This window comes from Chryseobacterium sp. PCH239, assembly GCF_018924625.1.
Classification (GTDB): Bacteria; Bacteroidota; Bacteroidia; order Flavobacteriales; family Weeksellaceae; genus Chryseobacterium; species Chryseobacterium cucumeris.
This window is the reverse complement of the sequence record NZ_CP073027.1, coordinates 1637604-1661948: the sequence shown is the minus strand read 5'-3', so window position 1 is coordinate 1661948 and position 24345 is coordinate 1637604. Positions and strand designations below refer to the sequence as shown.

The following is a 24345-nucleotide window of genomic DNA, read 5'->3' as shown; positions in this document are numbered from 1 at the left end:
TTCAAATTTAAATGAAGACAATATTAATTAGACAGAATAATAGAAGGATACTCAGGTTTCTGAATGATGAATATAGCTGTGAAACGGCCAATAGCTGGCTTTTCTTCAATGCAGCTTATCAACTATTATTTTTACGAGGAACATAAAAACATACACCAGTCCGGCAGAAATCAGGATAACAATGGCTGCTATGATATATTCAAATATCCCAAATTCTGTTTTTTGTGGTTCTGAACTGATATTGTACTGATCAATCGCCTGTTGACTTATTCTCAGATCCGGACGAAAGTGTTGAATCCCTTTTAGAAAATGATGGTATAGATCATATTGGTTACTTAAAATTACCAGTTCAAAATTGAAATCAACACGTATTGGTCCAATTTCTCCTGCTTTATTTTTCAGGTAGATCTGCAATGTCGTTTTGCTATATTTTACGTTTTGGGTATTGGATACATGTACATCGGTGGATGAGTTCTGAGCCGGCTGAAGTTCATGATATAATATGGTTTCAATGATTACATTTCGGTTGTTATAGAATGTTACTCCTTTTTCATCTACAATGGCTTTTCGTATCTTTTGCTTTTTTCTGTAAGTTAAAGCCATTATCAAAGCGATACAACAAAATATAAGAAGCAGTTGTGCAATAATAAGCGTGAAAAAAATGCCCAGATCCTGTTCTAAATATTGTCTGAAATTATTGTAAATAAGATTGAAAACAACCACGATTACTACCATAATCAGAATGACAGCGATCCAGAGAATTCCCATTAGAAAATAAGTAGTGGGTTTGCTGATTTTGGATTCTATGGTCTGGAACTTTTCAATCATATTAATTCTTAGCCTAAGTTAACAAAAAAACAAGCCCGCATATAAGTGCTGTAATAACAAGTGCTGCCAGAAATAAAAGCCAGCCTCCCAAAGAGATCCCTTTACTGTTCACTTTCCATGTTTCCGTATCAATAGAATAGCTGCGGAAAACGAGAGGATCTATCTTCAAATCAGGACGGAAAGTGCTGATGCCGTGTAGAAAATGGGCATACAAAGCAGATTTGTTTTTTACCACTCTCAAAGGGAGATTCATATCAATACGTCTTAGAGTTTCTTCTTTTTTATCTGATAAGACTGTTACCTGCAGTAAAGAAGTGATTCCTGATCCTACCGGATTGACTGTGTAAATATCAAAATTCTGTTTTGAAGGCCGGAGATCTGTGTAGAGGATCTGATCTGCAATTTCATTTCTTGAATTATAAAATAAGAGGCCGGTTTCATCAACCACAATTGTATGGGCCGGCTTTTTCCTTTTAATAATATAACGGATCGCAGGAATCAAAATCAACAATGAAAGTCCCCAACTGATCAAGGCAGGGTACAGCATAGTTTCAAACCCTCTTCTGTAAATTCCGTAAGCAGGACCTAAAACAAAAAGCAAAACGAAAGAAATAAACATCACAAAGAAAAGAGCATTCAGAACAACAGTCATCCACCTGTTGGTTGCAGACTCAAATCTTTGGAATGGAAATTCTGTATTCATTTTGTGATGTTCATGGATAAAGGAACGAAAATAAGAAATTCCTTTTTTAGTTGCCTGTAGCAGTCAAAAAAATTATCTTTGTTTCTCATAAACTTTTACAGAGAAAGGATGGAAAATAGCAAATATCCGAAGTTTACGTTCACATGGTTTGGCGGTGTTGTTTTGGTGGTTGGATTATTCGTGGGAACAATGGCCGTTTCTTTATTCAGCACTTTCTGGAAGGTTGTTTTCAGAGAAAATATTGAATTGAAAGACTGGTTTCTGATGGTAGCAAATTCTGTAGGATTTCTTACAGCTATTGCTTTCTTTGATTTTTTCATTGTAAGACGTACTACTCAAAAGAGGCTTAACTTCAACTTTTCATCGGTTAATTTTTCTACCTATCTTCTCATCTTTCCAATGATGGCGGGGATGATGTTTATTTCCGAATTTATTGCCGCTCAGATCCCAACCACAGGACCGTTTTTCGGTGACTTTTATGAATATTTTATCCAGCTGATGAGCCAATTGACAGATAATCCTGTTGTAATGATTATCATGACGGTAATCATGGCTCCGATTTTTGAGGAAATTATATTCAGAGGAATTATCCAGAAAGGATTGATCAATAAAGGAGTAGAACCATGGAAGGCGATTCTGTATGCTTCTATAATTTTTGGCGTGGTTCACGGAAATCCATGGCAGTTTATCAGCGCTGTAATGTTGGGCTGTGTACTGGGATTGGTCTATCATAAAACAAAGTCTTTGCTGATGCCGATATTACTGCATGCGTTTAATAATTTAACCCTGTCGCTATTGGTGCTTTATGGTAAAGACGAGAGTTTTGCAAAGGTTCTTCATATTTCAGAATGGCTTGTGCTGGCTGTTGGAATTGTACTTTTCTCTTTGTTCTATTATCTTTTTATGAAAAAGTATAAAATACATTATGCTGAAATGTAAGTAACCCGATTAAAAAATAAAATTGAAAATGAATATAGAAATGGAATTATTAGTAGCTACACACAACGAACATAAAAAAGAAGAAATCCAACAGATCCTGGGAAGTGACTGCGTGGTGAAAAGTCTTACCGATTATAATATTCACGAAGAAATTGTAGAAGACGGAGATTCATTTCATGCCAATGCCCTGATCAAGGCCAAATATTGCTTTGAAAAAACAGGGGTTCCAAGTTTGGGAGACGACAGCGGTTTGGTAGTAGAATCTTTGGATGGAAGACCTGGAATTTTCTCAGCCCGTTATGCCGGAGATCATGACTTCGCAAAAAATATCGAAAAGGTATTGGAAGAAATGCAGGGAATTGAAAACAGGAAGGCTTATTTTGTGACGGTTCTGTGTTATTATGATGAAAATGGCGCTCAATATTTTGAAGGCAGAGTTCATGGAAATTTACTGACAGAAAATAAAGGTTTCAAAGGTTTCGGATATGATCCGATTTTTGTTCCTGAAGGATATGAAAGAACTTTTGCAGAAATGGATCCTGAAGACAAAAATAAGATCAGCCACCGTAAACAGGCATTAGACCTATTTATGGATTTTTTAAAAGTAACTGATTAAGTTTAAATATCAGGACGAAATCCCCATTTATATTTTCTGTTGTACATTTGTTATCATAAATTATTGATTTGAGTACTTATTTAACAATATTAGGTTTTAACTCTGCGATTCCGACCATCAATACATCACCCACAGCACAGCTGCTGGAAATGGAAGAAAGACTCTTCCTGATCGATTGTGGAGAAGGTACACAGGTACAGCTGAGAAAGGCAAAAGCAAGATTTTCAAAAATCAATCATATTTTTATCTCCCATCTTCATGGAGATCATTGTTTCGGACTTCCGGGGCTTATAGCCTCTTTCCGTCTTTTAGGAAGAGATATGCCCTTGCATGTTTATGGTCCTAAAGGAATTAAGAAGATGTTGGAAACCATTTTTCAGATTACAGAAACCCACCGTGGTTTTGAAGTGATTTATCATGAACTGGATAAAGATTATTCTGAAAAAATATACGAGGATAACAGGGTAGAAGTATACACTATTCCTTTGGATCACAGGATTTACTGTAATGGGTATCTTTTTAAAGAAAAACCGAAAGACAGGCATCTTAATATGAAAGAGATTGCAAAGTACAGCGAAATTGAAACCTGCGATTATCACAATATCAAAGCAGGGAAGGACTTTGTACTAAGCGATGGTTATGTCCTTAAAAATGAAATTCTGACTGTTGATCCGGCTCCATCGGTATCCTATGCATTTTGCAGTGATACCCGTTATCTTGAAACTGTGATTCCTATCATTAAGAATGTAACGGTTTTGTATCATGAATCTACATTTTTACATGATCTGAAGGAAATGGCAGATTATACAGGCCACACCACAGCTTTGGAAGCAGCTACCATTGCTCAGAAAGCTCAGGTTGGAAAACTGATTTTAGGTCACTTTTCCAACAGATATGGAGATCTGACAGTATTTACTGATGAGGCAAGAGAAATATTTCCCAATACATTTTTACCAAAAGCATTGGAAAGTGTAAAGATTTAGAATGAATATGTTGAAATTTGAAGAACTCAGAGATTTTCTCAACGAAAAAGCAGATCAGTATAACGCTCCTGATTTTATTGAAAATGACCCGATACAGATTCCGCATCGCTTTTCTTTAAAACAGGACATTGAAATTGCAGGATTTCTGGCAGCAACAATTTCCTGGGGAAACAGAAAGTCCATCATTAATTCTGCAGATAAAATGCTTGATATTATGGGAAATTCACCCTATGATTTTGTCATGAATTATTCAGAAAAAGATCTGGAAAGTATTCAGGATAAAAGCATTCACAGAACGTTCAACGGACAGGATTTTTCCTATTTCATCAGACAGTTCAACAGAATTTATAATGAAAATGAAAGCCTGGAAAGTTTATTTAAAGTAAAAGAATCAGAGAATAACTTTCTCCACGCTATAGAAAGATTCAGAAGTGGTTTCCTGGAAACAGAGAAGCACAGAAGCCATAAACACATCAGTTCACCTTATAAGAATTCCTCTGCCAAAAGGATTATTATGTTTTTGAGATGGATGGTGCGTAAAGATAAAAGGGGAGTAGATTTTGGCATCTGGAAGAATATAGACCAAAAAAATCTTTCCATTCCACTGGATGTGCATACAGGAAACATCTCCAGAAAATTAGGCTTGGTTTTCCGAACACAGAATGATTGGAAAACAGTAGAAGAGCTTGATATTGCCATCAGAAAATTTGATGAAAAAGATCCGGCAAAATATGACTTTGCATTGTTTGGATTAGGAGTAACAAAGGAACTGTTGTAAAAATATAAAGGATGAAAAAATATAACGAAAAAACAGAAGTTCTTGAAAAAATAGCAGACAGCATTACATCTTGGATAGGATCTATTCAGTCCCTGATTGTTCATACTCTGCTGTTCCTTACCTCGTTTTTACTTCCGATGCTGAATATCGTTGATTTTGATAAAATGCTTCTGATTCTTACGACCGTACTTTCCCTGGAAGCTATTTATCTGGCAATCTTCATTCAGATGTCTGTGAATAAAAGCCACGAGAAAATTGAAGATATACAGGAAGATATTGAAGACATTCAGGAAGATATTGAGGAAATCAGCGAGGATATAGAAGAAATTAGCGAAGACATTGAAGAGATCAATGAAGATATTGAAGATATCCAGGAAGACATTGAGGAAATCAGCGAAGATATTGAAGAAATTAACGAAGACGAAGATGAAGAAGACCACAATGAAAGAGCGAAAAATGTAATGCTCAAGAGTAATGTGAGCTCGAACAAAAACGAAATAAAAGCCTTAAAAGATATTATCTCTCAGTTGCAGAATGAAATAGACCAGTTGAAAAAAGATGATAAAGAACCGGAATAATGGCCGTTAAAGTTTAAACAGATCAATACGTTGATCTGTTTTTTTATGGATTAATTTCTGTTCAAAATGATTTGCGGAAAATGTAATAATAAGAAAAAAATGTTATGAATCTACCTGCTGGATTATAAAATAGTAATGTTAAAGGCTGATTTGGTATGATTATTTTTGCTACATTTGAACAAATGAAAACAAAATGTTAATCTATAGACTAAAAAACTATTTTTTCCTTTTTTCTTTTTTATTGATTTCTGTTTCTGCATTTTCTCAAACGAGACCTGTCAGAAAATCAGAAAGAATAAAACCTTCTGCCGCCGCTCTCAGGGCCGGAGCATTTATAGATGTGAATGTACCGCCTTACACCCCTTCAAATTATACTCCCGAGCAGTTGGTAAAGAATATTTTGATCAATGGCGGTACCAATTGTACAACAGCCAATGTTACCAACGTTACTGTATCTCCTAATCATGATGTGACAAACAGCAACAGATTCTGGGGGTATTTTCATAAAGGAACTACTAATTTTCCTTTTACGGATGGGATTGTCCTTACTACAGGATATGCATCTGAAGCTGGAAACAACTATGTAGCCGCTGTAGGACAATCAGTAGGAACAGGAAGTGATGCGGATCTTGTAGCCGCTACCGGAGCCAATGTAAGTTTAACCGATGCGGTAGCCCTTGAGTTTGATTTCGTTCCGAATTCAAACCAGGTGAAATTTAATTACATATTCGTTTCTGATGAATATACTTCCAATTATCCATGTCTGGGCTATTCTGATGCCTTTGCTCTTTTATTAAAGAAAGTTGGAGATCCTACCTATACTAACCTGGCTGTATTGCCGGGAGGTGCCGGACCTGTAAGTGCAACCAATATTGTTCCTGCAGGAAATGGATTCAGCTGTGGGCCAATTAATGCAGCTTTTTTTGGAGCACTGGCAAATCCACATTTAGTAATCAATTATTTTGGAAGAACAACTCCTTTAACAGCTGTGGCAGACGTAATCCCAGGACAAACGTATCATTTCAAAATGGTATTGGCAGATGCCAAAGACCCGTCTCATGACTCAGCAGTTTTCTTAGAAGGAGGATCTTTCGACGTGGGAATTAAAATTGTAGATGAAACAGGAGTTGTGTTACCAGGTACTATCAACATGTGTGATAATACTCCGAAGCAGTTAAAGGCACAGGTAGCAGCAATTCCGGGAATGACTTATCAGTGGTATAAAGATGGAGTGGCTATTCCAGGGGCAACAAGTGCTGTGTATGTAGCTACCCAACCGGGAGTTTATACTGTAAAAGTAATGGTCCCGGGAAATCAATGTCCAAGTGAAGCTACTATTACCATTATCGGAGGAACGAGCCCTACCGTACAGAATGCTGAACTTAAACTCTGTACTACACCTGCAATTACCAGTTTTAATCTGGAAACAGCAAAACCTTTAATCAGTACAACGCAGGGAGCAGTATTCCGTTTTTATGCAAATCAGGCCGATGCACAGGCTCAAAATAACAGCTACATCACTAATCTCACAAACTACTCAGGAACAGATGGACAGATATTATACGTATTGGTTTCCAATGGAGCTTTCTGTAGTAAGATTGCAACATTAACTTTAAGAAAAGAAGAGACACCAACGGCTTTACTTACCGCACCAAGATTGAAAATCTGTGCCGGAGAATCTGTTTTGCTTACAGCTACAGGCGGTGTAACCTATGAATGGAGTGATTCAGCAGCCACTACCGGAGGAATCAGAACGGTAAGCCCAACTCAAACTACTACCTATACTGTATATGCTATCGGGGCACAGGGATGTAAATCTCTTCAACCGGCACGTATTACCATTGAAGTAGTTCCGGCTATCGTTTCCAACTTAAAAGGAGGACATATCTGTCAGGGTGATAAAATTATTCTGGATGCAGGTTCTGGTCCAGGATATACTTATCAATGGAGTTCTGGTGAAACAAGTCAAAGTATTACAGTCTCTACACCTGGAGAATATTCGGTAACGATCAGTAACGGAGTTTGTTCAAAAGAGTTCAAAACTCAGGTTATTAAGGCCGTGATCCCTGAAGTGATAAAAGTGGATTATAGTGAGAATGGAGTTATGATCGTTACAGCAAGTAATCCAAGTAATGGTATCCTGGAATATTCAGTAGATAACGGGGTTACATGGCAGTCTTCAAATGTATTTAACAATGTGCCTAAAAATAAAGTCATTTCGATCAGAGTTAGGGTTAAATTTACCAGCTGTGTAGGTTTCCTTGAATTCTTTACATTCGTGATGAAAAATGTAATTACTCCAAACGGTGATAATATTAATGATGTCATTGATTTCAGCGGTGTGGTTAATTATAAAGATTTCAGCGGACAGGTTTTCGACCGATATGGAAGAGAAGTGTTCAAAGCAGCGAAGATCAATCCATATTGGGACGGATATTTCCAGGGTAAAAAGCTTCCTACTTCTACCTATTGGTATCAGGTAACCTTCGAAGATCCTGCAAGTAAAGAACTTACTGTAAAAACAGGATGGATATTACTTAAAAATATAGAATAATTTAAACTATAACTGAAAGACTGACTATTTCGTCAGTCTTTTTTTATTATTTTAAAATAAACAGAGTTGATATTCTAATATAAATAAATTTGCGTTAGTAATAATGTAAATTGTGTTAACTTGAATTTCAATCAAAAAAAATAGTATTTTTGTTCAAAATAATATAAAATGTTAAATAGGAGGAGAGGAAATTTATTTTTAGCGTTATTTTTAGCTTTCATGGGGAACTTTGTTTTGGCTCAAAATAAAGGAAGGGTAGAAATTGCTGCAAAACCTAAAGCTGCTTCTTTGAGGGCAGGTGTTTTTATAGATGTAAATGCACCTAGTTACCCGGAGTCCGGCTATCCTATAACCCAGCTTATAAATGATGTGCTTATATCAGGAGGCTCTACTTGTACCAGTTCAACGGTAAGCAATGTAACCGTTTCTCCTAACTTGTCTGCCACCAATCAGAACCGTAGCTGGGGATATTTTAATAAATCAAATACCAACTTTCCTTTTAGTAAAGGGATTATACTTTCAACCGGATATGCCAATAAAGCAGGGAATACTTTTCAAGGAACATTAAGTGATGATCTGGGAACCGGAGGAGATGTAGATCTTGCGAACGCTTTAGGGATTGCTAACAATAACCTAACCAATGCAACCTCTATAGAGTTTGACTTTGTAGCCGCCTCTACTGAAATTACTTTCAGATATTTATTTGCTTCTAAAGAATATCAGCAAAACTTTCCATGTACTATTACAGATGGTTTCGCTTTGCTGTTAAAAAAGGCATCTGATCCTACTTATACCAATCTTGCAGTGCTTCCCGGAGGAGCAGGACCTGTAAGTGTAACGAATATTCACCCGCAATATCAAAACTGCGGACCTAAGAATGAAGCCTATTACGGAGGAACCAATACCGCTCAGATTGAAACCAATTTTAATGGACGTACTATTCCTCTGACAGCAAAAGCAACTGTCATTCCCGGGCAAACCTACCATTTTAAAATTGTGTTGGCGGATTATCAGGATCCCAACTTCGATTCAGCAGTATTTCTTGAAGCAGGATCATTTGATATCGGGGTGAAAATCCTGGATCCGGCTGGCGTGCAGCTTCCTGATTCTGTTAATATGTGTGATAATACGCCACAGACTTTTACAGCCTCTGTACAGGGACCTAATATAACGTATCAGTGGTATCAGGGTACCACTCCGATTGCAGGAGCTACCAATGCAAGTTACACGGCAACAGCACCAGGGGTATACACCGTTAAGGTTTTCATCCAGGGGAATACCTGTCCGGGGGAAGCTACTATTACAGTAGTTGGCGGAACATCTCCTACAGTACAGAATGCTACATTAACAGCCTGTTATGCTGCCGGAAATGCAACTTTTAATTTAACATTAGCACAAGCTTCAATAAGCACCACACCGGGTGCTGTGTTTACCTACTATACCACATTGGCGGATGCTAATGCAGGAAATGCAAATACAATTCCTAATCCAACAGCTCATCAGAGTGCAGGTGGAACGGTGTATGTGAGAGTAGCAAACGGTTTCTGTGCAAAAGTAGCACAGCTGCAATTGGTAAAGGCGCCACAAATGACGCCTACTATTGCTCCTCCGGCTGTACTTACCTGTGCTAACTCTCAGACTACACTGGATGCTTCAGCCTCTGTTTATCCGGCAGGAGCTACTTTCAACTGGACAACTACAGGAGGAAATATTGTTTCAGGAGGAACTACTTTAAACCCTGTCATTAATGCGGCAGGAACATATACTTTAACTATTACAAAAGTTTATCAGCCTGGAAATATCAGCTGTACCGCTGTAGGAACTGTAACTGTAACAGGAAACAGTGCCCCGCCAGTTACCGGGCTTACAGCAAGCAAAATAAAAATCTGTAAAGGAGATTCTGTAACACTTACCGCTTCAGGCGGGGCTACCTATAACTGGGGTAATGGCCTTACAGGAAACGGAAGTACACAGGTTGTTTCACCTACTGTTACCACTACTTATACCGTAACAGCAGTAGGTGCAAATGGTTGTGTCTCTCAAAACCCTGCAACGATAACAATAGAAGTTTCAGAGCCTTTTACAGCACAAAATGCAACACTGCATAAGTGTTATCAGCCAGGATTAACTTATAATCTTACTGAAGCTCAGCCTCAGATTACAACTACTGCAGGCGTTACTTTTACTTACTATATCAATCAGGCTGATGCCAATGCAGCTAACGGAAACTTTATTGCAGTACCTACAACATATACACCTCCCGGAGGAAGCCAGACTATTTATGTATTAGTAAGCAATGGAGGCTGCAGCTATGTAGTATCTCTGCAATTATTAAGCACAGCCCAAACTACTCTTACTATTGCTGCACCACAAACAATTACCTGTACAACTCCTCAGGTTACTATCAATGCTTCGGCATCAGTAGTTCCTGCAGGATCTACAATTGCCTGGACAACAACCGGAGGAACTATTGTATCAGGAGGTAATACTCTTACCCCTGTTGTAAGCTCTGGAGGAACTTATACTCTAACGGTTACTAACATTTCACAACCAGGAAACCTGAGCTGTACATTTACTGCTACAGTAACAGTTCAGGAAGATAAAGTACAACCGGTTGCTGCATTGGTTTCATCACAACCTCGTATTTGTGTGGGAGAATCAGTGACGTTGACCGCTTCCGGAGGGGTAACCTATAACTGGGGCAATGGTCTTACAGGAAATGGAAATACTCAGGTTGTTTCACCTACTACAACTACTGTGTATACGGTATTTGCAGTTGGAGCTAACGGATGTATTTCTGCAACGCCCGCAACTGTTACAGTTCAGGTAGGACCACCTATAGCAGGTCTTACAGCATCTAAATTAAAAATCTGTGAAGGAGAATCTGTAACATTAACTGCCACAGGAGGAATTACTTATAACTGGGTAGGACTTACAGGAAACGGAAACACACAGGTAGTGACGCCTACCGTAACAACAGAGTATTCAGTATATGCATTAGGAGGAAACGGATGTAGCTCTGTGAATCCGGCTAAAGTTACTATTGAAGTAGTTCCGGCGATTGTTTCTACCTTAAAAGATGTATTTGTCTGCGCCGGAGATAAAGGAACTCTGGATGCCGGGGCAGGACCCAACTATACTTATGTATGGAGTACAGGAGCAACGACTCAGACGATAACCACTAATATTCCCGGAACGTATTCTGTGATAATCAGCAATGGGGTTTGTTCCAAAACATTCTCTGCACAGCTTATTAATCCTGATCTGCCACAGTTTACCAATATTGTTTATGATAACCATATTCTTACACTTACGGCAAGTAATCCTACAGGTGGAACTTTAGAATATTCTATAGATGGAGGATTGACATGGCAGCCATCCAATATATTTACAGGTATTTTGAATAATACGATGTATTCTGTAATGGTAAGAGTGAAAGGTGCCAAATGTGGTACTTCACTGGATTACTTTACATTTGTTATCAGCAATGCTATTACTCCAAATATGGATGGTGTAAATGATACCATTGACTTTACTGGAATCAGCGGATACAAAGACTTTGCAGCTTCAATTTTCGACCGATACGGGGCGGAAGTATTTAAAGCAACTAAAGGTAATGTTATATGGACAGGATCTTTAAAAGGAATCAATCTTCCTACCGCTACTTATTGGTATAGAGTACAATGGGAAAATCCGGCCAGCAAGAAAATGGAACAACGTTCAGGTTGGATTCTCTTAAAGAACAGAAACTAGAATTTACTAAAATAAAAAATCAACAACAAAATCTTTCAGCAATGAAAGATTTTGTTGTTTTTAGGAATAAAGATTGTTGCGTTTTGTGAATTATTTGGAATAGGGGAAGAATATGTTAAAATATTTTGTAATACAATGCTACCACACTATTTATGATTTGTCCGAATAGGGATTGATTAATGAAAATTTACTGTAAGAGGTTCTTATTTTGTTTTTTTGTGGTAAAAAATATAAATATGTATATGATATATTTAAAAAAAAATTAAATTTGTTGAAACAAAAATATTATGAGAAGATATCTACCGCTTTGTTTATTTTTTTTAGTCATCTCGACTTTTTTATTTTCACAAGATCTGCCTCCGCGAAAACAGGCAAAAGAAATTCCTTCCAATCTATCCGGAAGGGCTGGTGCTTTTATTGATGTGAATGCTCCGCAGTATCCTGAAACAGCTTATACTATTGAAAAAATGGTTAAAGATGTATTGATCTCATCCGGGACCAATACTTGTCTTACTCCCAATGTAACCAATGTGAAGATTACACCTAACCATGCTGCAAGTGAGGCAAACAGAGCATGGGGATATTTTCATAAGGCTGCAACCAATTTTCCGTTTAAAGATGGACTTATTCTTTCCACAGGATTTGCAAGAAGAGCTGGTAACACCTTTGAGGGTGGCCTTAGTGATGTGAACGGTGGAGGATCAGATGCTGACCTTGCACAGGTGATTGGGGTAGTGGAAAGCAGATTGAATGATGCTGTGCTTTTGGAGTTTGACTTCGTTCCAACCACCTCTCAGATTAAATTTAATTATCTGATTGCCTCAGAAGAATATACAGGCTCATTCCCTTGTACCTTTGCAGATGCATTTGCCATCTTATTGAGACCTACTTCAGGTGGACCTTATGTAAATATGGCTGTACTTCCGGGAGGAGCAGGACCGGTAAGTATTACCAATATCCACCCTGCAATTGCAGGGAGTTGTGGTGCCGTAAACGAACAATATTTTGCAGGATATAACACCGGGAACGTTGAAACAAATTTTAACGGAAGAACGATTCCATTGACTGCTACGGCAACCGTAGTAGCAGGACAGCAATACCACTTCAAAATGGTAATTGCCGATTACAGTGACCACAGTTATGACTCTGCCGTATTCCTTGAAGGTGGATCTTTCAATATCGGGGTAGATCTTTTAGATCCTGCAGGAACCAAATTGCCTTCAGATATCAATGTATGTGATAATGTCCCTCAGGTAATTACAGCTTCTGTAAATGACCCTAACCTTGTATATCAGTGGTTCTATAACGGTGCACCAATACCTAATGCAACTACTAATACAATTACTGCAATACAGCCTGGTACTTATACTATCGAAGTAAGTGTTCCAGGTAATCCATGTCCGGGTAAAGCTTCCATACAGATTCACGGAGGAACAACACCTCAGGCTCAGGATGCAACATTGCTGCTTTGTACCACACCGGATATTACTACTTTTGATTTAAGTACAATTATGCCTACCATCAGCCCAACGCCTGGAGCTATCTTTAAATTCTACGAAAATCAGGCGGATGCTGTTGCACAGAATAACAACTATATTCAGACTCCTTTAAACTATAATGGTAACGATGGACAGATTTTGTATGTTTTGGTTTCCAATGGAGGATTCTGTAGCAAAATTGTAGAACTGACATTACAGAAAGAAGCAACCCCAACCGCTAAAGTGAAAGCTTCCAGAATAAAAATCTGTCCAGGAGAATCTGTAACTCTTACTGCTGAAGGAGGAGATACTTATCTTTGGAGCAATTTTATGGGAACAGGGAATATGCAGACCGTTACTCTGTATCAGACTACCACATTTACAGTATATGCAATTGGAGCAAAAGGATGTAAATCTCTGAATCCGGCAACAATTAGAATTGAAGTGACACCAGAAATTACCTCTACATTGAAAGATGTTGAAATGTGTGTAGGTGATGTTGTAACCCTGGATGCAGGAGCTGGTGACGGTTATAAATATCTTTGGAGCACAGGTGCTACAACGCAGAAAATTAATGTAAACCAATGGGGTATTTACTCAGTGGAAATTGATAACGGTATCTGTAAGAAAGTTTTTGAAGCTAAAGTAATGGGAGCAGCAACTCCTTTCGTTACCGCTTTAAATTATGAAAGTATCAAAAAGTCAGTAACAATTACAGCGGAAAACCCGCCAATGAACAATACACCAAGTACTTTGGAATATTCTATTGACAATGGTATTACATGGCAGGCTTCTAATGTATTTACTAACCTTTTAGATAATACAAACTACACTGTTTTAGTAAGAAGAGTAGGAACACATTGTGTGGGATCTCTTGAATTCTTTACATTGCAGATTAACAATATCATTACGCCGAACGAAGACGGAATCAACGATGTACTGGATCTTAAGGCTCTTGGAGACTTTAAAAACTTTACAGGTTCTGTATATGACAGGTATGGAGTAGAAATGTTCAGATTCTCAAAAGAAAATCCTACCTGGGACGGAACAGTAGGTGGTAAGAGACTTCCTACAGCAACATACTGGTATAAATTCAACTTTGAGTATCCAAAATCAAAAGCTCAGATGAACTGGTCAGGATGGATCATGCTGAAGAACAGAAACTAAAATTGATAATGTACTATAAAAGAAAGCCTTTCGAATTTATTTGAAAGGCTTTCTACTTTTAACGAATAAGGGTATTGTACTTTATTCAACAAAAAAGCTCCTGATAGAGGAGCTTTTTATAATAATTGTTTATTGATTTTCTTTCCAGAGATTCGCAAAGTGTATAAAATCTGCAACACTAAGTTCTTCCGCTCTCTTATCTAAAAATTCATGTCCTTTTAAGGCTTCAGGAATGTTTAATGATTTCAGAGCATTAGAAAGTTTTTTTCTTCTTTGGTTGAAACCTGTCTTAACAATCTGCTTAAACAGAACCTCATTGCCCGCAAGTCCTTCCTTAGGGTTTCTTGTAAGTCTGATGACTCCCGATTTTACTTTTGGCGGAGGATTGAAGACGTTCTCATGTACCGTAAACATATAAGATACATCATAATACGCCTGTATCAGAACAGAAAGAATACCGTAATCTTTAGTTCTGGGAACAGCAGCCGTTCTTTCAGCAACCTCTTTCTGGAACATTCCCACCATTTCCGGGATCAATTGGTAATGATCTACAATCTGAAACAGAATCTGTGACGAAATGTTATAAGGGAAATTTCCAATGATAGCAATCTGATCGTCTTTGATAAAACTGAAATCCTGTTTCAGGAAATCTCCTACAAAAGTTTCTTCCGTTACTTTTTTATAATTGTTTTTCAGGTATTCAATAGATTCTGTGTCTATTTCTGCAAGGTAAATGTTCTGATCCTTTTCAAGAAGATATTTGGTAAGAACTCCCATTCCAGGGCCTACTTCCATGATGTTGGTATAGTTCTCAAAACTAAGACCTTCTACAATTTTTCTTGCGATATTTTCATCTGTCAGGAAGTGCTGTCCAAGATGTTTTTTGCTTTTACACTCAAAGTTTTTTATGATTTTATTAACAGTGATTTTCTTTATTTCGTCCCAAATTTCGGAAGATTTTTTCTATTTTAGCCAAAAATTTTAATATTAATGGCTAAATCTGTAGATGAATTTAATAAGAAAAGGCTTCGGTCCAGCAATATTACAGTAGTGATAAGTATTGCCTTAGTGTTATTTTTGTTAGGATTAATGGGGCTTATTCTGATTAATGCCCAGAAGTATTCTGACTATATCAAAGAACAGTTGGTGGTGAATGCCTACTTTGATGAAAACTATGACGCTAAAGATTCTGTAAAAATTGCAAAACTTGAGGAAGAAACTTTTAAAAAGGTACAGTTATTAGCTCCTGTAAAAAAAGCGACTTATATTTCAAGGGATATGGCGGCTAAAGAAGCCAAAAAGAGTATGGGAATCGACAGTGATGCATTGTTCGAAGAAAATATTTTCCCTTCCTCTATTGAAGTAGCTTTAAAACCGGAATTCGTAGATCCAGCAAAAATTGATGAAGCCATCAAAGAGATCAAATCTGTTCCAGGGATTATCGATGTTAAAAATGACAGTACTTTGATGGTAGATGTTTACAATAACCTGAGCAGAATTCTGAAATGGATTTTAGGATTTTCGATTCTGTTTCTGATATTGGCAGTTGTATTGATCAACAACTCTATCCGTCTGAAGATATTCTCGAAGAGATTTATTATTAAAACAATGCAGTTGGTAGGAGCGAAAAGAAGATTTATCCTTAAACCTTTCATTGTAGAAGCTATTATTCTGGGAGCTATCGGTTCTGTAATAGGTCTTATTGCGTTAGGTGGAGTCTGGTATTATTTCACAAGTCAGATTGGTTCAGCTTTCGTGCAGGACAACAATCAGTACTTCTGGTTAGTTATCCTGGTATTGGGTGTTGGAATTTTTATTTCTGTCTTAAGTACCATTTTCGCTACATGGAGATTCTTAAAATCAAACGTTGACGATTTATATTACTCTTAATAATGAGCAAAAAAACAAATAAATTTTCCGCTTCAGACTTTGGACATGAAGCTGAAGTACCACAGGAAAACACTTTCTATTTCGGACAGCAGAATTTCAAATGGATGCTGATCGGATTAGCATTTATTGTAGTAGGATTTCTACTGATGATGGGACCTGATGCCAATACTGTAGATGGAAAATTTGATCCTAACTCATGGAATGACGGGATCTTTTCTATCAGAAGAATCAGAATAGCACCTCTGTTTGTTGTTATAGGATTTGCAATAGAAGTGTACGCGATCTTAAAAAGAAAATAAATAAAATAATTTTATTTAAGGATTAAAAAATTTAAGAATTGAAAGATGTAAGCCAATGAGCTGATTTTTCTAATTCTTAAATCTTTTAATCTTTTTAATTTTTAAAAGAATATGGATTTAATCAAAGCAATTATTATTGCCATTGTAGAAGGCTTGACGGAATATCTTCCGATTTCCTCTACAGCACATATGGGATTTACTGCGAATCTTATGGGGTTGGAAGAAACAGAATTTTTAAAAATGTTTCAGGTGTCTATTCAGTTTGGAGCTATTTTATCTGTGGTAGTAGCCTATTGGAAAAAGTTTTTTGACTTAAATAATATTCAGTTCTATTTCAAACTTGCATTTGCCGTAGTTCCGGCTTTGGTGTTGGGATATTTATTCGATGATAAAATTGAAGCCGTTCTTGGGAACCAGATTGCGATTTCTTCTGTACTGGTGTTGGGTGGTGTAGTTTTATTGTTTGCCGATAAATGGTTTAAGAATCCTAAGATTGATGATGAAAAAGGAATTACGATAAGAAATGCTGTTACCATTGGTTTCTGGCAGTGTCTTGCAATGATGCCGGGTACAAGCCGTAGTGCTGCTTCCATCATTGGAGGAATGGCCCAAGGTCTTACCAGAAAGGCTGCTGCAGAATTCTCTTTTTTTCTTGCAGTTCCTACCATGCTTGCGGTAACAGTGTACTCAGTTTTTGTTAAGACCTGGGGAAAAGAAACCGCAAATCCACAGAAAGGATATGAAATGATTATGTCTTCACAGGATCACATTATGATCTTCGTGGTAGGAAATATTGTAGCATTTATTGTAGCACTTATTGCCATTAAAGCATTTATTGGTGTGCTTAACAAATATGGATTCAAACCTTGGGGCTGGTACCGTATTTTTGTTGGAGTTGCCCTGTTGATTTATTTTTATTTCTTTAAATAATGCAAAACATATTATTTAAAGAGAAATTTGTTTATCTACTTTGTCTGTTATTTTTCATCCTTTGTGGCTTTATCTTTATTCCTTTAAATATCCATCCTTTTGCTTATAATGTAGGTTTAGAACATGATATTTTTGTAACAAGTATTCTTATTTTTGCAATTATAATTTTCATTTTCTTGATTAACAAAAAAAGAATTACAATACGATTAATAAATATTTATCTCATATTAGTTTTATTAATAAATATTAAATCTTTTATTGCTTTATTTTTTAATCATTATTATGATTATACCCCTTATTATTGTAAAGCTGTAATAACTGTATTTTTAATAATTCTTCTTTATCTTGTAAATAAATATAAAGTTAGTTTCAAACAAGTGAGAGAAATAGACAATATTGGAAAAGAATGACTGCTGAAGAACTGAAATCAGGATACATTTTTTTATTGGATAAGCCTTTGGACTGGACTTCTTTCCAGGCTGTCAATAAAATGAAATATAAACTTAAAAGGGAGTTTGATCTTCCTAAAAAATTTAAAATCGGACACGCCGGAACTTTAGATCCCAGAGCAACTGGGCTTCTTATCGTCTGCTGTGGAAAATTTACAAAGAAAATTCCTGAAATTCAGGATGCTCCCAAAGAATATTGGACAGAGATCAAGATTGGTGTACAGACGGAATCCTATGATACTGAAAAGCCTGAAATTCTTCAACAGGATATCTCGCATATTACTGAACAACAGGTAAAAGAAGTGTTGGAAAAATTTGTTGGAGAAATTGAACAGAAACCACCTGTTTATTCGGCTATTAAAATTGATGGTGAAAGAGCATACAACCTTGCCAGAGCTGGTGAAGAAGTGGAAATGAAAGCAAGAAAAACAACGATCCATTACATCAAGGATATTAAAATTGATTTTCCTGTGGTGAGTTTTATGGTAGGATGTTCAAAAGGAACCTACATCAGAAGTCTGGCCCATGATATCGGTCAGGAATTGGGAGTAGGAGCTTATCTGACACAGCTGAGACGTACCAAGATTGGTGACTATGCCATTGAAGATGCTACAGATCAGTTCCTGAATAACGAGTACAGATTTGAAGGTCTGTAAAAATTAAACCAGCAATTCTCAGGAGATTGAAAATAATACACCATCAGGAAATATTGATTATGGTATTACTTTCATAAGAATATCATTTTCTTCCTAACTTTGCATTGGGAAATACTGAAAATACAAGTTTCCTATTCAAAAATATTGAGCCAAAAGGAGGAATCGTTTTCAAATCACATAAACTGCAAGATGGGATAATGATTTTTCATAGATTTAAACTATGGACCTCCGATTTCAGTAATAAAAATTATACCGGCTACGGAAAAGACTAATGGAAAAAACGCGTATCAATAAATATTTATCAGAAGTGGGATACTGTTCAAGGAGAGCAGCAGATAAACTTTTGGAAGAAGGAAGGATCAAGATAAACGGGAAAATTCCTGAGTTAGGAACCAAAGTTTCTGATGAAGATCTTGTAGAAGTAGATGGAAAACCGATCAGAGAGCCTCAGGAAAAACCGGTGTATATCGTTTTTAATAAGCCGGTAGGAATCGTTTGTACCACGGATACAAAACGTGAAAAAAATAATATCGTAGATTATATCAATCACCCCAAAAGAATTTTTCCGATCGGAAGACTGGATAAACCAAGTGAAGGACTTATTTTCTTAACGAGCGATGGTGATATCGTTAATAAAATTCTTAGAGCACGAAATAACCACGAGAAAGAATATCTTGTTCGGGTAGACAAACCTATCACACCAAGATTTTTGGAAAAAATGCGAAACGGTGTTCCAATTCTTGATACCGTGACTAAAAAATGTGAGGTAGAAAAGATTGATGAAATGAATTTCAGAATTGTTCTTACTCAGGGACTGAACAGACAGATCCGAAGAATGTGTGAATATCTTGGATACGAAGTAAAAAAACTTAAGAGAATCCGTATCATGAATATCAAACTTGATTTACCTATCGGGAAATGGAGAGATATGACGGATGAGGAACTGAATACACTTAACTCCCTGCTGGCAGATTCCAGTAAAACAATTGATTAAAAATATCTAAAATACTTAACGGTTTTTAATTTCATGCTTCCTTGTATTACCTATGGGAAGCATTATTTTTTAATGTTATTTATTGTTTTTTCACGTATTGGTGTAATATATTTTATTTTTCAGTGAAAATGTTTTATATTTATAATATTAACAATAATAGCCTGAAAATCATGAAATTAAGTCTTAATTCAGTTCTAGTATGTATTACTTTGGTAATATTAGTGAGTTGTCAAAATGATAATCATTATCCGGATCATCCACATGATTCTTCATTTTACATTGATTACAGAAGTTTAAAAGGATTACCAGACGGAATTGCCGTTATTGAACTTGATCCTGAAGCACCCAATTTTGGAAATATAAGCAGTAAGCTTGAATTAGGTGTCGGTGTATTGCCTCACCATATTTATTACAATCAAAATGCCAACAAAATGTTCACAACTGCTTTGGGAGGCAGTTATCTCTACGAAGTAAAAACCGGGCAAGACCAAAACGGACAACCCATATTATTGAACGCAATTCCTGTTGATACGGGTGAGAATACGGTAGGCGAAAATTTATTTTTTACCAATGACGGAAGATATTTTATGACCTTTATGGGTGGAGCAGGAGGTCCAAAAGACGGAAGTATAGGTGTTTTTAACGCGGCTAATAATAAGCTTATCAAAACGATTAAAGCACCCATTCAGACTAACCCAAATAAGTTTATCATGTATCCACACGGTATTTCCATCAATGAGGAAAAAGGATTGATGATGGTATCATCCACTATTCACCCTGATCTTACTACCGGAATGGGTAATACCTGTACTTTATTAGATCTCAATACTTACGAAATAAAGCAAACCTATCAGGTTGCAGACTCTCCAACTGATTTATCTGCTCCTGTAGAAGTCTTGTTACTGCGCGGAAAGTTCCCGCAATATGCACTTGCTACTACAATGCTTGGTGGAGATATCTGGATAGCTCCCTATAATGCTATAACCAAAAAATATGATGCTTTTACTAAGATTTTTGACGGAAGCACAAAAGGTTTAGGCTGGGCACTTGAAATGTATATCGATGATACCAACAAATTGTACGTGAGTTTTGCAGAACCTGGAAAAGTACTTGTCTTTGATATTAATAATCTTCCTCAACTAAAGCTTTTGAAGACTCTGGATGCGGATAAAGGCGCACATCATATGGCTTTCTTTAAAACCAAATCAGGAAAAGAAGTTGTAGCAGTACAGAATAATTTATTGGATCTTCCCAACTTAAATTCCGGTACGATCAGTATAATTGATATTAATACGGAAAAAAAATTAGGCACAGTAGATTTACGTAATAAATACGGAATACTGCCGGAATCCATTGAAGGGACTAATGGGCCAAGCAACTACATGCATCACTAAAATCGAAGATATTATTTTACAGGACGTAACTCTTCCGGAATATTTTGGAAGAGTTTACGCCTATTTTAGGGTTCATGTTATTTTACATATAATTTCATTCTTTCTTCATACTCAGGTTTCAGTTTCAAAAGTTTCCATATTTTCTTATCATCAGGGTTACTGATCCGGTAGAATATGATTTTGTCTGCTGAATATTTGAAATAAGGATGATTTTTAAGCCATTCCTCAGGTGCGTCTACTAATGAATACCGGGGTACATTTGATATATTCAACGGGGCTATTGAAATCAGTTTTTGAACCAGATCCTGATCTATGTTGTAGGTGGTTAAAATTTGCTGCTTATTCATAAAACCTCCCAGCTTCTTTCTGAAGCCAATTATTGAGCCTGCACTTCTTTCATCCAGACCAAATTCTATAAGCTGTTTGAAAGTAATGGTATTAAGATCTGTTTTTGAAAAATCTGTTTTTTCCTGTTGTTTTTCCTGTTGTTTTTCCTGTTGTTTTTCCTGAATTTTGATATAGGGTTTCATCTCCTGAAATTTCTCTGCGGAGATCACAAAACATTTCTGCAGATCTTCTAGGCTTTTGAAACTTCCCCGTAAATTTCTGTCCCGGTAATTGAGGATTATGATTGCTTGTTTCTCTGAGAATCCAAGTGTTTTCCAACCCTCTAAATCAAGCTGATTAGGATCAAAAATATGATATTGAATTCTGGATTTTACAGTATTATCCTTCGCAAAATTCCTGAAGTTTTCCGGAGTGTTTTCCGGCAGCAAAAGATAAGGTGCGATTTTGCTGTAATTTTCCGGGGAAATGATAAAGCATTCTTTAAACTTTTCCTTACTGATAAAACTTCCCCCGAGATAATTTCTATACTTTATAATAGCTTCTGCCTGCTTTTCACTGAAACCCATCTTAAGCCAGTCGTGGACAGAAAACCTATCAGGATTGAATTTCGCTGAAATCATAATTCCTTTCTTCCCGTATGGAGTGAATCTTTTGGAATCTCCTTTTTCTGCTGCTTCAGGAAGCAAGATGAAAGAGGCTAGCTCACTGAATTTCTCTTCGGAAATAGCATAACATTTTTTCAACTGCTCTTTTGACGTAAATTTTCCTCCTACCATATCTTTATACTTAAGGATAGTAGCAGCTTGTTTATCTGAAAATCCAAGTTTCAGCCACTGTTCTTTGTCCAGTATATTAGGATCAAAATCTGATAGATCCCGTATTGAAGAATCTTTAATAAAGGTAACTTCAGGAAAAGGTTCTTTTTCACGACTGGTGTATTTCTGATAGGCTAATAAAACAGTCAGCAATGTGACCATCAATGCCAGTTTTTGGTAATAGCTTTTTCTCATCATGCAGTAAACTTATTGATAAAAATAAATCACGACAATAGTTGATAATGAATTAGTTAAATATGATATAGAGAAAGTGTTTTATTGTTGATAAGCTAATGGGAATATTGCCTTTTGGGCGATATAATTTCGTAATTGATACTAAATATTCTGATTAGATATTTATTTTTTAACACGACAGGTTCTGTCGCAGCGAGCATATATTTTTGCATCATAATGATACAAATTGCAATACAATATTAATAAGATCTAACTATTAATAATATGATTTATAGCAGGTTAAAGTATTGTGATTTTCGTATCTTAAAAAGTGTTAAATTCGTTGCGTTTTAATAAACTAATTACTAACTCAAAAAACAACATAAAGATGAGAAAACTTTATCTCAGTGCATTTACTTTATGCATGAGCCTGGGCATATCTGCCCAGGAAGTGGTGTGGGAAAAAGACATCCAATCCTCTACCCAGGATTTTCTAAGCCAGGTCGCTACAACCATTGATCAACAGTATTTGATCACAGGAAGTTCTATTCAAAGCAATAAGCAACAGGCTTCAGGCAGTAAGCACAATAACGGTTATGATTTTCATTTACTAAAACTCAATCAACAAGGTCAAGAAGTCTGGGAGAAATATTTCTCAGGACAGAACCATGATTATCTTTCTGCTACCGTTACTACTCAGGATGGAGGATTTCTTTTGGCCGGAACATCTTATTCCGGAAAAGGGTTAGACAAAAAAGACGATTCCAAAGGAGGTTCCGATATCTGGCTGATCAGAATCAATGAATTTGGAGATGAATTATGGCAGAAAACGTTGGGAAGTTCTTCAGATGAAGAAGCCAGAGCGGTTATCCAGACTACTGATTTAGGATTTTTTGTGGCCGGAAACGTACAGAATTCAGCAAAAGGCTATGGCTCTAAAGATGTCTGGATTACCAAACTCGATAAAAACGGAAAAGAACTCTCCCAATTAATTTTAGGAGGAAAAGGCTTGGATGAAGTAGAGAAGATGATTCCAATGAGAGATGGAGGAGCGCTACTGGGGATTTATTCAAGAAGTTCCGAGGTTCATATTTCTAGTTCTGAAAAAGATTCCGGGATGCGAGGCGCAGATTCTGCATCCAACGTTCAAAACCCGAACCCCGTATCTCGAATCGCAAAATCCACGGAAAATTTCGGTGAAGGCGACTACTGGATCGTAAAATTGGACAAAAACGGAAAAGTAGAATGGGAAAAGAACTTCGGAGGCAAAGGAGATGATCATTTGAGAACCCTTGCACTAACCTCTACAGGTTTTATCATTGGTGGAGAATCAAGATCAGAAAGATCAGGAAACAAAACCGTAGGCATTGAAGAAGGAACAGACCTATGGCTGATTGCTCTCAATGAAAGAGGAGAAGAGCAGTGGCAGAAATCCTACAATTTCAAAAACAGAGATATTTTGATGGGTATGAGTGTTCTTCATTCTGCTGACGATAAATCTTCTAAAGGTATTCTTTTAGGAGGTTATACCCAGGCTGAAGGAAGAATTCAAACTGATGATGAAACCTTCTGGATGCTGTATTTGGATCAGAATGGCAATGAGCAGTGGAGAAAACACGTAAAAGGAGAATCCAGACAAAAAGAAGAAAGACTTTCTGATTTAAAACTCAACAGAGACGGTTCCATTATTCTTGCTGGAACCAGTGCAGAAGAGCTGGGTAAAGAAAACTGGAAAATTGTAAAGCTGGGCGACAAACAGGTTGATCAGCTGATTGAAAAATATGATATCAAGATCTATCCAAATCCTGTATCTGACTATGCTTATGTAGAAATCGGTTTTGATTTTAAGGATGCCACTATACTGTTATACGATATGTCTGGAAGACAGCTTCAAAACATTACTACCAAAAACAAAGTCACAAAGCTAAATACCCAGGCACTAATTCAGGGAGCTTATCTGGTGACGATAAAAACAGATAACCATAAAACGGCAAATGCTAAATTAATTAAGAAATAAAC

Annotated in this window: 19 protein-coding genes; 15 read left to right on the top strand and 4 right to left on the bottom strand. The window is 36.7% G+C overall.

The features are described from left to right. Window positions 1-105: 105 nt before the first annotated feature. Complete coding sequence (locus KBP46_RS07590; RefSeq protein WP_216445048.1) at window positions 106-828, bottom strand: hypothetical protein; 723 nt, start codon at window positions 826-828, stop codon at window positions 106-108. Between the two features lie 13 nt (window positions 829-841). Continuing rightward, window positions 842-1531, bottom strand: coding sequence for a hypothetical protein (locus KBP46_RS07585; RefSeq protein ID WP_216445047.1), 690 nt, complete (start codon window positions 1529-1531; stop codon window positions 842-844). A gap of 108 nt (window positions 1532-1639) precedes the next feature. Between KBP46_RS07585 and KBP46_RS07580 the strand changes: the two genes are divergently transcribed. The 8 genes from KBP46_RS07580 (at window position 1640) to KBP46_RS07545 (ending at window position 14377) form a co-directional block, all read left to right on the top strand. Next, the gene (locus KBP46_RS07580; protein WP_062671134.1) at window positions 1640-2470 is read left to right on the top strand and encodes a CPBP family intramembrane glutamic endopeptidase; all 831 of its coding nucleotides are present in this window, start codon (window positions 1640-1642) and stop codon (window positions 2468-2470) included. 34 nt (window positions 2471-2504) lie between these two features. Beyond that, the gene (gene rdgB / locus KBP46_RS07575; protein WP_062671602.1) at window positions 2505-3086 is read left to right on the top strand and encodes an RdgB/HAM1 family non-canonical purine NTP pyrophosphatase; all 582 of its coding nucleotides are present in this window, start codon (window positions 2505-2507) and stop codon (window positions 3084-3086) included. A gap of 68 nt (window positions 3087-3154) precedes the next feature. After that, window positions 3155-4069, top strand: a complete 915-nt coding sequence (locus tag KBP46_RS07570; RefSeq protein WP_062671132.1) for a ribonuclease Z — start codon at window positions 3155-3157, stop codon at window positions 4067-4069. A 10-nt stretch (window positions 4070-4079) separates the two neighbouring features. Further along, a complete protein-coding gene (locus KBP46_RS07565) occupies window positions 4080-4847 on the top strand; it encodes a TIGR02757 family protein (RefSeq protein ID WP_117753093.1) in 768 nt (255 codons plus the stop codon). 11 nt (window positions 4848-4858) lie between these two features. After that, window positions 4859-5425 (top strand): DUF1003 domain-containing protein, encoded by a 567-nt coding sequence (locus KBP46_RS07560; RefSeq protein WP_062671130.1) that lies wholly within the window; start codon window positions 4859-4861, stop codon window positions 5423-5425. 193 nt (window positions 5426-5618) lie between these two features. Then, complete coding sequence (locus KBP46_RS07555; RefSeq protein ID WP_062671128.1) at window positions 5619-7979, top strand: choice-of-anchor L domain-containing protein; 2361 nt, start codon at window positions 5619-5621, stop codon at window positions 7977-7979. Window positions 7980-8147: 168 nt separating this feature from the next. After that, entirely contained in the window at window positions 8148-11732 is a 3585-nt protein-coding gene (locus tag KBP46_RS07550; protein WP_216445046.1) for a choice-of-anchor L domain-containing protein, read from the top strand. Window positions 11733-12019: 287 nt separating this feature from the next. Continuing rightward, entirely contained in the window at window positions 12020-14377 is a 2358-nt protein-coding gene (locus KBP46_RS07545; RefSeq protein WP_062671124.1) for a choice-of-anchor L domain-containing protein, read from the top strand. Between the two features lie 129 nt (window positions 14378-14506). On the opposite strand, the gene rsmA is transcribed toward KBP46_RS07545, so the two are convergent. Continuing rightward, window positions 14507-15286 (bottom strand): 16S rRNA (adenine(1518)-N(6)/adenine(1519)-N(6))-dimethyltransferase RsmA, encoded by a 780-nt coding sequence (gene rsmA / locus KBP46_RS07540; RefSeq protein WP_216445464.1) that lies wholly within the window; start codon window positions 15284-15286, stop codon window positions 14507-14509. A gap of 81 nt (window positions 15287-15367) precedes the next feature. Here rsmA and KBP46_RS07535 point away from each other — a divergent pair, with 81 nt between their 5' ends. The 6 genes from KBP46_RS07535 to KBP46_RS07510 all read left to right on the top strand — a co-directional run bounded on the left by KBP46_RS07535 (window position 15368) and on the right by KBP46_RS07510 (window position 20989). Continuing rightward, window positions 15368-16267, top strand: coding sequence for an ABC transporter permease (locus KBP46_RS07535; RefSeq protein WP_062671119.1), 900 nt, complete (start codon window positions 15368-15370; stop codon window positions 16265-16267). 2 nt (window positions 16268-16269) lie between these two features. Further along, window positions 16270-16566 carry a DUF3098 domain-containing protein gene (locus KBP46_RS07530; protein ID WP_062671117.1) on the top strand — a complete coding sequence of 99 codons (297 nt, stop codon included), beginning with the start codon at window positions 16270-16272 and terminating at the stop codon, window positions 16564-16566. Window positions 16567-16677: 111 nt separating this feature from the next. Beyond that, window positions 16678-17496, top strand: coding sequence for an undecaprenyl-diphosphate phosphatase (locus KBP46_RS07525; RefSeq protein ID WP_062671115.1), 819 nt, complete (start codon window positions 16678-16680; stop codon window positions 17494-17496). Window positions 17497-17902: 406 nt separating this feature from the next. Then, on the top strand, window positions 17903-18601 hold the full coding sequence (gene truB, locus KBP46_RS07520; protein ID WP_062671113.1) for a tRNA pseudouridine(55) synthase TruB: 699 nt from the start codon (window positions 17903-17905) through the stop codon (window positions 18599-18601). Between the two features lie 271 nt (window positions 18602-18872). Continuing rightward, on the top strand, window positions 18873-19595 hold the full coding sequence (gene rluF / locus KBP46_RS07515; protein WP_062671111.1) for a 23S rRNA pseudouridine(2604) synthase RluF: 723 nt from the start codon (window positions 18873-18875) through the stop codon (window positions 19593-19595). A gap of 221 nt (window positions 19596-19816) precedes the next feature. Beyond that, the gene (locus tag KBP46_RS07510) at window positions 19817-20989 is read left to right on the top strand and encodes a hypothetical protein (protein ID WP_216445045.1); all 1173 of its coding nucleotides are present in this window, start codon (window positions 19817-19819) and stop codon (window positions 20987-20989) included. Between the two features lie 77 nt (window positions 20990-21066). Here KBP46_RS07510 and KBP46_RS07505 read toward each other — a convergent pair whose 3' ends face one another. Next, on the bottom strand, window positions 21067-22350 hold the full coding sequence (locus KBP46_RS07505) for a helix-hairpin-helix domain-containing protein (protein WP_216445044.1): 1284 nt from the start codon (window positions 22348-22350) through the stop codon (window positions 21067-21069). Between the two features lie 364 nt (window positions 22351-22714). Between KBP46_RS07505 and KBP46_RS07500 the strand changes: the two genes are divergently transcribed. Beyond that, entirely contained in the window at window positions 22715-24343 is a 1629-nt protein-coding gene (locus tag KBP46_RS07500) for a T9SS type A sorting domain-containing protein (protein WP_216445043.1), read from the top strand. Window positions 24344-24345 lie beyond the last annotated feature (2 nt).

Excerpts from the sequence above, each read along its gene's own strand:
- KBP46_RS07590 (WP_216445048.1), bottom strand. The coding sequence starts at position 828 with ATGATTGAAAAGTTCCAGACCATAGAATCCAAAATCAGCAAACCCACT.
- KBP46_RS07585 (WP_216445047.1), bottom strand. The coding sequence starts at position 1,531 with ATGAATACAGAATTTCCATTCCAAAGATTTGAGTCTGCAACCAACAGG.
- KBP46_RS07580 (WP_062671134.1), top strand. The coding sequence starts at position 1,640 with ATGGAAAATAGCAAATATCCGAAGTTTACGTTCACATGGTTTGGCGGT.
- KBP46_RS07560 (WP_062671130.1), top strand. The coding sequence starts at position 4,859 with ATGAAAAAATATAACGAAAAAACAGAAGTTCTTGAAAAAATAGCAGAC.
- KBP46_RS07555 (WP_062671128.1), top strand. The coding sequence starts at position 5,619 with ATGTTAATCTATAGACTAAAAAACTATTTTTTCCTTTTTTCTTTTTTA.
- KBP46_RS07550 (WP_216445046.1), top strand. The coding sequence starts at position 8,148 with ATGTTAAATAGGAGGAGAGGAAATTTATTTTTAGCGTTATTTTTAGCT.
- KBP46_RS07545 (WP_062671124.1), top strand. The coding sequence starts at position 12,020 with ATGAGAAGATATCTACCGCTTTGTTTATTTTTTTTAGTCATCTCGACT.
- KBP46_RS07535 (WP_062671119.1), top strand. The coding sequence starts at position 15,368 with ATGGCTAAATCTGTAGATGAATTTAATAAGAAAAGGCTTCGGTCCAGC.
- KBP46_RS07530 (WP_062671117.1), top strand. The coding sequence starts at position 16,270 with ATGAGCAAAAAAACAAATAAATTTTCCGCTTCAGACTTTGGACATGAA.
- KBP46_RS07525 (WP_062671115.1), top strand. The coding sequence starts at position 16,678 with ATGGATTTAATCAAAGCAATTATTATTGCCATTGTAGAAGGCTTGACG.
- truB (WP_062671113.1), top strand. The coding sequence starts at position 17,903 with ATGACTGCTGAAGAACTGAAATCAGGATACATTTTTTTATTGGATAAG.
- rluF (WP_062671111.1), top strand. The coding sequence starts at position 18,873 with ATGGAAAAAACGCGTATCAATAAATATTTATCAGAAGTGGGATACTGT.
- KBP46_RS07505 (WP_216445044.1), bottom strand. The coding sequence starts at position 22,350 with ATGATGAGAAAAAGCTATTACCAAAAACTGGCATTGATGGTCACATTG.
- KBP46_RS07500 (WP_216445043.1), top strand. The coding sequence starts at position 22,715 with ATGAGAAAACTTTATCTCAGTGCATTTACTTTATGCATGAGCCTGGGC.